This is a genomic window from uncultured Caulobacter sp. (assembly GCF_947036865.1).
Taxonomy (GTDB): domain Bacteria; phylum Pseudomonadota; class Alphaproteobacteria; order Caulobacterales; family Caulobacteraceae; genus Caulobacter.
The window spans coordinates 1-10,750 of the sequence record NZ_CAMQSF010000073.1 but is presented as its reverse complement, the minus strand read 5'-3'; the positions used below and the strand labels follow the sequence as shown (position 1 = coordinate 10,750).

Below are 10,750 nucleotides of genomic sequence, written 5' to 3'. Positions count from 1 at the left end.
CGCGACTCCGGCGCCCGCCGCGGCCGCGCCGGCCGCTACCCCGGCGCCCGCCGCCGCGCCGACCATCACCGACAAGATGGACAAGGGCGACAACGCCTGGATGCTGGTCTCGACCCTGCTGGTCCTGCTGATGATCATCCCGGGCCTGGCCTTGTTCTACGGCGGCCTGGTGCGCGCCAAGAACATGCTGTCGGTCATGATGCAGGTCTCGACGGTCGGCATCATCGGCCTGCTGGCCTGGGCCATGTGGGGCTACAGCTTCGCCTTCACCGACGGCGGCAGCTGGGACACCTTCGTGGGCGGCCTTAGCCGGCTGTTCCTGAACGGCGTGACGCCCTCGAGCACGGTCGCCACCTTCTCGACCGGCGTCGTGATCCCCGAGTTCACCTATATCGCGTTCCAGTCGACCTTCGCGGCCATCACGGCGGCCCTGGTCGTCGGCTCGCTGGTCGAGCGCTTCAAGTTCTCGGCCGTCGTGGTGTTCGCGGTGCTGTGGCCGCTTCTGTCCTACTATCCGATCGCCCACATGGTGTGGTGGTGGCCGGGCCCGGACGCGATCGCCCTGCACCCGACCGTCGCGCCGAAGGGCGGCCTGTCGTGGGGCTTCGGCGCCCTGGACTTCGCCGGCGGCACCGTCGTTCACATCAACGCCGGCATCGCGGCCCTGGTCGGCGCGCTGATCCTGGGCAAGCGTCAAGGCTACGGCAAGGAGCCGATGCCCCCGCACTCCCTGACCCTGACCCTGGTCGGCGCGGGCCTGCTGTGGGTGGGCTGGTTCGGCTTCAACGCCGGTTCGAACCTGGAATCGAACGGCTACGCCTCGCTGGCCATGATCAACACCTTCCTGGCCACCGCCGCCGCCGGTCTGTCGTGGATCGTCGTCGAGTGGGTCACCCGCAAGAAGCCGTCGGCCCTGGGCCTGGCCTCGGGTCTGGTCGCCGGCCTCGTGGCCGTCACCCCCGCCGCCGGCTATGCCGGTCCGATGGGTTCGATCATCCTGGGCCTCGTCGTCTCGCCGGTGTGCATCTTCTTCTGCTCGGTCGTGAAGAACGCCTTCAAGTACGACGACAGCCTGGACGCCTTCGGCATCCACGGCATCGGCGGCATCGTCGGCGCGATCGGCACCGGCCTGCTGGTCAATCCGAAGTGGGGCGGCGCCGGCGTCGTCGACTATACGAGCTGCGGCAAGGACGGCGATCTGCTGACCTGCGACAACGCCGCCTATGACCTCGTCGCCCAGGTCACGTCCCAGCTGAAGGCCGTCGGCGTCACCGTCGTCTGGTCGCTGGTCGCCTCGGCCATCGTCTTCTTCGTGATCAAGCTGATCATCGGCATCCGCGCCTCGGCCGAGGCCGAGGAAGAAGGCCTGGATATCTCCGAACACGGCGAACGCGCCTACCACAGCTAAGGCTGGCGCGAGACGGAAGGACGAAGGGCGCGGAGGCCAAGGCTTCCGCGCCCTTTCTCTTTGCCTGCGGATCGGCCAAGTTCGGCCCGCTTCGCCTGGAGACCGCCGTGGACGGCCAACTGTTCCTGCTCTGCGTTCTGACCTTCGTCATCCACCTGATCGGGGCCCTGGCCTATGCCGTGCGGATCGCCGGGGTCCGCACCCGGCGCATCGCCATGTCGTTCGCCCTGTTCAACGTCCTGGTGCTGCTTTCGCGCGCCTCGAACGCGTTTCAGGGGCCGTTCCTCTCAAAGCGCATCGAGAGCCACCTGCTGACCGGGGCCGGCCAGAACCTGCTCGGCGACTTCCAGTGGCTGATGGCCAGCGCCAGCCTGGCGGCCCTCATCGGCGCCCTGGCCATCCCGACCGCCCAGCGCCTGTTCACCCGCGCGGTGGCGCACTTCCAAATCCACCGCTCGGTGCCCAAGCTGCTGATGCACGCCTTCGCCAAGGGCGGGCTGTCCTACGTGCGCGACGCCGTCGCCCTCCCCGCGCCCGGCCATCTCCAGAACCTGAAGCAGAAGGTCGAGGTCCCAGCGCGGGTCATCGTGCTGAACGTCCTGGCCCAGGCCCTGCTGACGGTCGGCGTGTTCGCGGCGCTCTATGCGGGCTATCTCGATCCCCGGTTCCGGGTAACCGCCGTCAGTCTGTCGTCGGTGATCAACGGCGTGGCCACCATCCTGCTCTTCGTGCTGATCGACCCCGCGCTGTCGATCATGACCGACGACGTGATGGACGGCCGTGTCAGCGAGCCCGCCTTCCGGCGCGCCGTCGTCTGGTTCGCCGGCAGCCGCGTGGCCGGCACGGTGCTGGCGCAGCTACTGTTGGTCCCGGCGGCCAGTGGCGTCGTCCTGCTGGCCCGGATGATCTAGATCCGCCGCGCCGTCACGATCGGCACGACCGGGTCCAGCATCTGGCCTTCCATCACCGGATTGGTCGCCTTGCCGGGCGTGGGCAGGTTCAGGATCTTGTGCACGACCTCCATGCCCTTGATCACCTGGCCGAAGGCCGCGAAGCCGAGATTGTCGCCCTCGGCCGCCGGGTTGGCGTCGAGATACGGCGCCTCGCCGACGCAGACGAAGAAGTCGCTGTCGCCGCTGCCTGGCGCGCGCCGCGCCAGCGAGACCGTCCCGTCGACGTGGCGCAGGCCCGTCTGGCTCGTCGGCTCGTGCGCCACCGGGGGCAAGACCTTGGCCGGATCGCTCTGCAGCCCGCCCTCGATCAGGCCATAGTCGACCGGGCTCTTGGACTTGGCCGACCGCCAGAAGCTGGCGCCGTCGTAGAGCTTGCCGTCGACATACCGCAGGAAATTGGCGGTGGTTAGCGGCGCCTGCCGCGCCTTCAGGGCGATGACGATCGGGCCGAGGCTGGTCTCCAGGCTGACCAGGATGTCGCCCGGTCCGGGCACGATCGGCGCGGGCGCCAGGTTCAGGATCTGGGCTCGCGCCAAGGCCGGCGTCGCGGCGGCGACGACGCCCAGGCTGGCCAGCAGGTCACGGCGCTTCATCGATCGCTCCTCAGCTCAGGCGGCAGCGCCGCACCCACCAGTCCGGCCGCAGGACTTCCAGCCGCTCGGCCAGGGTCTCGGCCTCGATATCCCCGGCGCAGAGGGCAAAGCACGTCGCCCCCGAGCCGGACATCCGGACCAGCAGACTTTCCGGCTCCTCGCGCAGCACGTCCAGCGCCTCGCCGATCCGGGGCTCCAGCGCGACGGCCGGCGCCTCCAGGTCGTTGCGGGTGGCCACGGCGAGCCAGGCGGCGGCCTCCTCGGCGGTCTCCAGGCGCTCGGGCAGGATCGGCCGCGCCGCGCCGTCCGGGTGCACGGCGGCGTCATAGGCGCGATAGACGGCCCCGGTCGGCGACGGGACGCCGGGATTGACCAGCACCGCGTACAGCGCGGGCAGCGCCGGCGCCGGCGACAGGATCTCCCCCCGCCCCTCGGCCATCAGGGCCGTGGCCCGCAGGCAAGCCGCGCCGTCGGACCCCAGGCTGGCGGCCAGAGGCTCGAGGTCGTCGTCGGAAAGATTCGGCGCCAGGGTGTCGCGCAGCAGCTTCAGCGCCGCGCCCGCGTCGCTGGACCCGCCGCCCAGCCCGGCCGCGATCGGCAGGCGCTTGTCGAGGATCAGGCGATACGGCGGAACCGGCCCGCCCAGCTTGGCGTGAAACGCCCGCGCCGCCCTGACCACCAGATTGTCGCCGTCCGCCGGGATCGCCGCCCCGAACGGACCCGAGGTCTCGAAGGCCGGCGCGTCGCTGGCCTGGATCATCACCTGGTCGCCGACATCGGCGAAGACCATCAGGCTGGAAATCGGATGATAGCCCTCGGCGTCCGGACCGCCCACGTGCAGGAACAGATTGACCTTGGCGGGCGCGAAGGCGGCCAGGGGAGAAGCGGAAGGCCGCATGGATCTTCAAGGCTCGATGGCGGACGAGATCTCGCGATAGCTCAGTTGTTGGCCATGGTCGACTTGGCGGCGGCGGCGCCGGCGGGCCCCATGCCGTTCTTCAGCTTGGCCTCGGCGTCGGCCTTCTGCTTGTCGTCGGGCTCGAGCGTCAGAACGCGCCGCCACTGGAACCGCGCCTCCGTCGTCCGCCCCAGCTTCCAATAGGCGTCGCCCAGGTGGCCGTTGACATCCGGGTCGCCGGGCTCCAGCTCGACGGCGGCCTCCAGCTTCTCGACGGCGGACTTGTAGTCGCCCAGGCGGTAATAGGCCCAGCCCAGGCTGTCGAGCATGGCCCCCGACTGCGGCCGCGCGGCGACGGCCTTCTGGACCATGCCCAGGGCCTCGGCCAGGTGCTCGTTGCGGTCGATCCAGCTGTAGCCGAGGAAGTTCAGCAGGTCCGGCTCGTCCGGATTGAGCTTCAGCGCCGCGCGAAGATCGGTTTCGGCCTCGGGCCAGCGACCGGCCTGTTCCAGGGCGACGGCGCGCATGTAGAGCAGCCGCCAGTCGGGGCTCTCGCGGGCGATCACCGGCGTCAGCACGGCCACCGCGTCGTTCCACTGGCCGCCGGCGCGCAGCAGGTCGGCCAGGGCGACCTGGGCGTCGCGGTCGTTGGGCGCGGCCGCGGCCGCGGCGCGCGCCACCGCCAGCGCCCGGGTCTTGTCGCCGGCCTCGTTCAGCGCCCAGGCGATCTTGCTCTGAGCCGAGGCGTAGAGCGGCGCCCCCGCCGGCACGTGGCCATAGGCCTCGATCGCGCCCTGGCGGTCTTGGCCCTGGTTCAGAAGATCGCCGACCAGCACCCAGGCCTCGTCGCGGTTCGGATCCAGCCGCAGGGCCAGGCGCAGATAGGCCAGGGCGAACTGGGTCTGACGCTCGCCGGCGAACGTCGCCGCGCAGGCCAGCAGGCCCTCGGCCGCGCCCTTGCGGATCGTCGGCGCGGCGGGCGGCGCGCCCTTGGCGGCGGCGCGAGCCCGGGCCCGGATCAACGCCGCGTCGTTGGGCGCCGTCTTCAGGGCCGCGTCGTACAGCGCCACGGCGTCGTCGTGACGCTTGCGGCGCTCCAGGAACGCGCCGTAGTCGAGGGTGAAGATGCTGGCCGTGGCGGCGTTGGCGATCAGGGCCTTGTAGTCGGTCTCGGCCTCGTCATAGCGCTTGGCGCGCTCGAACAGCCGCGCCTGGCCCTGCTGGCCGAAATACTGCACCAACTTGTCGCTGCGCAGCGTCGGCTGGACAATCGCGCCCTCGGCGTCGTTGGCGGCGGCGGCGGCCCACGGCCCCAGCAGCGCCGCGATCTGTTGGTGAGGGAAGCCCAGCGGTTCGCTCTTCAACAGCAGCTCGGCGTCCTTGCCCTTGCCTAGAGCGAGGGCCTCGACCACGCGGGTCAGGACGCCCAGGCGGCGGATCGCCTCGGTCGTGTCCGGGCCGGTGGGCGCGACCGCCGCGGCGCGCGAGATGTCGCCGGCCAGCAGCAGGGCCGTGAACGACCGCTCGCCGATCACGCCGGGGTCGTCGCCGAGCACCGCGGCCTGACCGAAATAGGTCGCCGCCTCCTGGCTCTTGCCGTCGCGCAGCGCCGCCTGGCCGGCCAGGAACTGGCCGTACGACGTTCGCGTGTCGAACATCGACGATCCGAACGACGTCGGCCCGCGCAACATCACTTGGCTGGGGCCGCTGGCGCAGGCGGCGAGCGCGGAAACCGAAACGCAGGCGAGCAGGACTTTGAGACGCGTCATCCCCTCACCCTCGACGGTTTCGAGATCGTCCGCAACAAAAAGCCTCCCGGCGAAAACCGGGAGGCGTCTTGTGCCAATGGGCCGAACCTACATGTTCGGATAGTTGGGGCCGCCGCCGCCTTCCGGCGTGGTCCAGACGATGTTCTGCGACGGGTCCTTGATGTCGCAGGTTTTGCAGTGGACGCAGTTCTGGGCGTTGATCTGGAAGCGCGGATCGGTCCCCTGCTCGTTGTAGAGCACCTCGTACACGCCGGCCGGGCAGTAGAGGCGCGCCGGCTCGCCGTACTTGGGCAGGTTGACCTGGATCGGGACCGAGGGGTCCTTCAGCTTCAGGTGCGCCGGCTGGTCTTCCTCGTGGTTGGTGGCCGACAGGAAGACGCTCGACAGCTTGTCGAAGCTGATCACGCCGTCGGGCTTGGGATAGACGATCGGCTGGTAGTCCTTGGCCAGGCCCGTGGAGGCCGCGTCGGTCTTGTCGTGCGGCAGGGTGCCGAAGAACGAGAAGCCCAGCAGGTGGTTGGTCCACATGTCCAGCATGCCGAAGGCGCCGCCCAGGGCGGTGCCGAACTTGCCCAGCAGCGGCTTGGCGTTGCGGACGACCTTCAGCTCCTTGGCCACCCAGCTCTTTTCATAGGCGGTCTGGTAGGCGGTCAGCTCGTCGCTGGTCCGGCCGGCCTGCACGGCCTCGAACGCGGCCTCGGCCGCCAGCATCCCGGTCTTGACGGCGTTGTGGCTGCCCTTGATGCGCGGCACGTTGACGAAGCCGGCCGAGCAGCCGATCAGCGCGCCGCCCGGGAAGGTGAGCTTCGGCACCGACTGATAGCCGCCCTCGGTGATGGCCCGCGCCCCGTAGGCGATGCGCTTGCCGCCTTCCAGGTACGGGCGAACCGAAGGGTGCTGCTTGAAGCGCTGGAACTCGTCGAACGGCGACAGCCACGGGTTCTTGTAGTTCAGGTGCACGACGTAGCCGATGGCCACGTAGTTGTCCCCGAAGTGGTACATGAAGCTGCCGCCGCCGGTCTGGTTGTCCAGCGGCCAGCCGGTGGTGTGCTCGGCCAGGCCCGGCTGGTGCTTTTCGGGCGGGACCTGCCACAGCTCCTTGATGCCGATGCCGTATTTCTGGGGCGACTTGCCCTCGTCCAGCTTGAACTTGGCGATCAGCTGCTTGGCCAGCGAGCCGCGCACGCCCTCGGCGATGAACACGTACTTGCCGTGCAGTTCCATGCCCGGCTGGTAGTCCGGCTTGTGGTGGCCGTCCTTGGCGATGCCGACCACGCCGACGATCACGCCCTTGACCGAGCCGTCATCGTTCCAGACGAGGTCCGAGGCCGCGAAGCCCGGATAGATCTCGACGCCCAGTTCCTCGGCCTTGGTCGCCAGCCAGCGCGTGACGTTGGCCAGCGAGGCGATGTAGCAGCGGTGATTGTGCATGAACGGCGGCATGGCCCACATCGGCAGGGAGAGCTCGCCCTGCGGCCCCAGCAGCTTGAAGCGGTCCTTGGTGACCGGCGTCTCGAGCGGCGCGCCCTCTTCCTTCCAGTTCGGGAACAGCTCGGCGAGGCCCTTGGGATCGATCACCGCGCCCGACAGGATGTGGGCGCCGACTTCCGAGCCCTTTTCCAGCAGGGCGACGGAGATCTCGGTCCCGGCCTTGGCGGCCATCTGCTTCAGCCGGATCGCGGCCGACAGGCCCGCGGGGCCGCCGCCGACGATGACGACGTCGTACTCCATCGAATCGCGTTCTTCGCTCATGGGGATCTCCCGGCTGGGCCGGCCGCCCGTGGGCCGCCCGGTCTTATGACTGTTTGAATCAGAGCTTATCCGAACGTGACGCGGTGGCGGTCAAGCGCTCACCTCCGCTTTTTTGCTGCGACGCAACGTGGAGCCGGGTCTCGATCCAGGCTAAGACCGTCGCATGAGCCTCGCCGCCGATCAACGCGCCGTCGAAAGCCTGCTGGCCTTCTGGGCCGACGCGGGCGTGGAGGCGATGTACGCGGACGCCCCGATCGACCGCCTGGCCGAGGGCGCGGCGATGCTGCGCGCTCGTAGCCAGCCGCCGCCGCCTCCGCCGCCGGTCGCGCGTCCGGGCCTGGCCATCGCCCGCTCGCCCGACATCGCCTCGGCCGTCGCCGCCGCCAAGGCCGCCGCGGCCGCCTGCCACGACATCGACAGCCTCGCCGCCGCCATCGCGGCCTTCGACGGCTGCCCGCTGAAGACCCAGGGCGCCAAGCAGGCGGTGGTCTATCGCGGGGTCCCCGACGCGCCGCTGATGGTGATCGGCGAAGGCCCCGGCGCCGACGAGGACGCCCAGGGCCAGCCCTTCGTCGGCCGCGCCGGCAAGCTCTTGGACCGCATGCTGAAGGCCGCCGGCCTGGAGGGGCGGGTGTTCATCACCAACACCGTGTTCTGGCGGCCGCCCGGCAACCGCACGCCGACGCCGCAGGAGCAGGCGACCTGCGCCCCGTTCGTCGAGCGCGCCATCGCCCTGGTCAAACCGAAGATGCTGCTGCTGGCCGGCGGCGCCTCGGCAAAGGCCATGCTGAAGCGCGACGAGGGCATTCTTGCGATGCGCGGCCGCTGGTTCGAGTGGCTGTCCGAGGATCAATCGATCGAGCTCCCGGCCATGCCGACCCTGCATCCGGCCTTCCTGCTGCGCACGCCGGCCCAGAAGAAGAAGGCCTGGCAGGACCTCCTGACCCTGACCGAGCGGCTTGATCGTCCCGACCGTCCGCACTAAAAACGTCGCCGACCAGTCGGAACGGGGGACGCGCGCTGGCGGGCGCGCGGAACGCTTTTTGAAGCTTTGGGCTCGCCCTCTGGCCGTGCTTTCGGCCCTCGTCGTTTGCGTTGGCGCCGCCAACGCCCGCGCCGGCGCGCTCGATCCCCTGTCTCCGGAAGACGCCCGCGCCTATCGCGCCGCCTTCGCCGCCGCCGACCGGGGCGATTTCGACGCCGCCGAGGCGGCCTTCGCCAATACCCGCGACCATAGCCTGTCCGGTCGCCTGGCCTTCGCCAAGGTCATGCACCCCACCCGGTACTCGGCCAGCTATGGCGAGCTGACCGGCTGGCTGAAGGCCTATGGCGACGAGGCCGGCGCCGACCGCGTCTACGCCCTGGCGCTCAAGCGCAAGCCCGCTGGCCGCCGCGTCGCCGCCCCGCCCGTGCCGGAACTGTTCGTCGCCGACGAGCGCGGCCCGCCGCCGGCCGACAAGGGCCGCGCCGCGCGCGAGGCCTATTATTCCGGCGATGTCCGCACCGCCCTGACCCTGGCCGTCGCCGGCGGCGAGCGCTGGATCGCGGGCCTGGCCTCCTTCCGCCTGGGCGACGCCGCCAAGGCCCAGCAGTATTTCGAGCAGGTCGCCGACGACGAGCACGAGGACGAGTGGCTGCGCGCCGCCGGCGCCTTCTGGGCCGCCCGCGCCGCAAGCCAGGTGGGCAAGAGCGCCCAGGCTCGCGACCTGCTGATCCAGGCCGCCCGCGCGCCGAACACCTTCTACGGCATGATCGCCGGCCGTCAGTTGGCCCTAGCCGGCGTGGCCATCCCCGACGACACCCCCGACCCGATCGCCTCGCTGATCACCCGCGCCTCCTACGCCGGCCCGGACAGCGCCTCGCTGAACGCCCTGCTGGACAGCGACCCGCGCGCCCACCGCGCCGCCGCCCTGGCCCAGATCGGCCGCTGGCGCGAGGCGGGCATGGAGCTGCGCGCCGGCCTCTCCCTGGCCGACACCGACGCCCTGCGCGCCGACTGGACCGCGCTGGCGCTGGCCCTGAACGCCAACGCCCCGCTGAACGCCGGCCGGCCGGTGCGCCGGGTCGGCGGCCAGGACTATCCCATTCCGCCGCTGGAGCCGATCGGCGGCTTCACGATCGACAAGGCCCTGGTCTACGCCCTGGTCCGCCAGGAGAGCCGTTTCGACCCCACGGCGGTCTCGAACGCCGGGGCGATGGGCCTGATGCAGGTGCGCCCGATCGCCGCCGCCGACGTGGTGGGCGACGACAAGCTGCGGGTTGACGGCAGCCCCCTGCTCGACCCCGCCTTCAACCTGCGCGCCGGCCAGGACTATTTCACCTGGCTGATGGAGCGCGGCGTCAAGAGCCCCGACCTGTTCCGCGCCGTGGCGGCCTATAACGGCGGCCCGGCCCCGCTGAACCGCACCGTCGCCCAGCTGGGCGCCGACTGCGACAGCCTGCTCTTGATCGAGAGCCTGCCCTTCCCCGAGACGCGCAACTATGTCGAGAAGGTGATGGCCAGCTACTGGACCTATCGCCGGCTGATGGGCGCGGAGAACAAGACCCTCGACGCGGTCGCCAGCGGCGCGCGCACCGTCGACTTCCGCCTGGACCCCCAGGTCGAGCTGCCGACCAGCATCGACCAGCTGATGGCGCAGCTGCCGGCGTCGTAGGGCGGGCGGCGAGCTAGACGAGAGGCGCGTTTCGCATGGCGGTCAGTTACCTCCACCTGCCGCACGGCCATAGCCCTCCGAAGATCAAGACAAAGCGCCCCTACCGCGCGGTCGTCGTTCTTGAACAAGTCACGTCGCCCGAATGGCGAGACCAGATCAGCGCCTGGCTCGTCGAGAGTGGATGCCTCTTCATGATGGCTTGGGGGCCGGGCTCCAGCGACTGGGACGACAGCGTGGATTTGGCGAACCTCGCCGCGTTCGACGGGACGGACATTCCCGACGACCACTTCGTCATGACGACTTGGCACGACGCGGAGCCATTGTCCGAAACCCTGTGGTTCGCTGAACACGCCGCGCACCATCCGACGATCCAGATCGGCGAGACGATGATCCTCGACGTGGCGCCGCGGGATCGCGAGGCCGCGTTGCTTGAGATGGTTAGATTGGCTCGCGAACGGACGGTTTGAGGGGCGGCGTTGGGTGCAAAGCAGCCGGCTCTAGATCCTCCCCCACTGGGGGAGGTGGCCCGGAGGGCCGGAGGGGGCAGCGCGGTCTAAGCGGAGCAGCCCCCTCAGTCACTTCGTGACAGCTCCCCCAGAGGGGGAGCATCTTCCGTCCGACTTGGGTCGGGAGCCGACCTTGCGAAGCCTTTCTTCACGGTCACAACGCCAGCCGCTCGCGCAGCGCGGATCGGCATCGCTCGGTTGCTCAATAGCTCAACCG

9 protein-coding genes are annotated in these 10,750 nt (G+C 70.1%); 5 read left to right on the top strand and 4 right to left on the bottom strand.

Features of this window, described 5'->3' with window-relative positions:
- Together Q0V34_RS20035 and Q0V34_RS20030 are read left to right on the top strand one after the other, a co-directional pair.
- Positions 1 to 1,408: ammonium transporter (locus Q0V34_RS20035; protein ID WP_297515937.1), on the top strand; the 1,408-nt coding region annotated here is incomplete at its 5' end.
- Between the two features lie 107 nt (positions 1,409 to 1,515).
- The gene (locus Q0V34_RS20030) at positions 1,516 to 2,319 is read left to right on the top strand and encodes a lipid II flippase Amj family protein (RefSeq protein ID WP_297515933.1); all 804 of its coding nucleotides are present in this window, start codon (positions 1,516 to 1,518) and stop codon (positions 2,317 to 2,319) included.
- On the opposite strand, the gene Q0V34_RS20025 is transcribed toward Q0V34_RS20030, so the two are convergent.
- The 4 genes from Q0V34_RS20025 to Q0V34_RS20010 form a co-directional block, all read right to left on the bottom strand.
- Positions 2,316 to 2,954: a peptidylprolyl isomerase gene (locus Q0V34_RS20025; protein ID WP_297515931.1), complete on the bottom strand. Its 639-nt coding sequence runs from the start codon at positions 2,952 to 2,954 to the stop codon at positions 2,316 to 2,318. The genes Q0V34_RS20030 and Q0V34_RS20025 overlap by 4 nt on opposite strands.
- A gap of 10 nt (positions 2,955 to 2,964) precedes the next feature.
- Entirely contained in the window at positions 2,965 to 3,852 is an 888-nt protein-coding gene (locus tag Q0V34_RS20020; protein ID WP_297515929.1) for a 4-(cytidine 5'-diphospho)-2-C-methyl-D-erythritol kinase, read from the bottom strand.
- 41 nt (positions 3,853 to 3,893) lie between these two features.
- Positions 3,894 to 5,621 (bottom strand): tetratricopeptide repeat protein, encoded by a 1,728-nt coding sequence (locus Q0V34_RS20015; protein ID WP_297515926.1) that lies wholly within the window; start codon positions 5,619 to 5,621, stop codon positions 3,894 to 3,896.
- Positions 5,622 to 5,708: 87 nt separating this feature from the next.
- Positions 5,709 to 7,373, bottom strand: coding sequence for an electron transfer flavoprotein-ubiquinone oxidoreductase (locus Q0V34_RS20010; protein WP_297515924.1), 1,665 nt, complete (start codon positions 7,371 to 7,373; stop codon positions 5,709 to 5,711).
- Positions 7,374 to 7,536: 163 nt separating this feature from the next.
- On the opposite strand from Q0V34_RS20010, the gene Q0V34_RS20005 reads away from it, so the two are divergent.
- Genes Q0V34_RS20005 through Q0V34_RS19995 form a run of 3 tightly spaced genes read left to right on the top strand, consistent with a single transcriptional unit; the run spans position 7,537 to position 10,494 of the window.
- Positions 7,537 to 8,358, top strand: a complete 822-nt coding sequence (locus tag Q0V34_RS20005) for a uracil-DNA glycosylase (RefSeq protein ID WP_297515922.1) — start codon at positions 7,537 to 7,539, stop codon at positions 8,356 to 8,358.
- A 58-nt stretch (positions 8,359 to 8,416) separates the two neighbouring features.
- Positions 8,417 to 10,027, top strand: coding sequence for a lytic transglycosylase domain-containing protein (locus Q0V34_RS20000; RefSeq protein ID WP_297515919.1), 1,611 nt, complete (start codon positions 8,417 to 8,419; stop codon positions 10,025 to 10,027).
- Positions 10,028 to 10,062: 35 nt separating this feature from the next.
- Complete coding sequence (locus tag Q0V34_RS19995) at positions 10,063 to 10,494, top strand: hypothetical protein (RefSeq protein ID WP_297515915.1); 432 nt, start codon at positions 10,063 to 10,065, stop codon at positions 10,492 to 10,494.
- Positions 10,495 to 10,750 lie beyond the last annotated feature (256 nt).

What these genes read in the sequence shown, in the direction of transcription:
- Q0V34_RS20025 (WP_297515931.1), bottom strand. Translation starts at nt 2,954, where the DNA reads ATGAAGCGCCGTGACCTGCTGGCCAGCCTGGGCGTCGTCGCCGCCGCG.
- Q0V34_RS20020 (WP_297515929.1), bottom strand. Translation starts at nt 3,852, where the DNA reads ATGCGGCCTTCCGCTTCTCCCCTGGCCGCCTTCGCGCCCGCCAAGGTC.
- Q0V34_RS20015 (WP_297515926.1), bottom strand. Translation starts at nt 5,621, where the DNA reads ATGACGCGTCTCAAAGTCCTGCTCGCCTGCGTTTCGGTTTCCGCGCTC.
- Q0V34_RS20010 (WP_297515924.1), bottom strand. Translation starts at nt 7,373, where the DNA reads ATGAGCGAAGAACGCGATTCGATGGAGTACGACGTCGTCATCGTCGGC.
- Q0V34_RS20005 (WP_297515922.1), top strand. Translation starts at nt 7,537, where the DNA reads ATGAGCCTCGCCGCCGATCAACGCGCCGTCGAAAGCCTGCTGGCCTTC.
- Q0V34_RS19995 (WP_297515915.1), top strand. Translation starts at nt 10,063, where the DNA reads ATGGCGGTCAGTTACCTCCACCTGCCGCACGGCCATAGCCCTCCGAAG.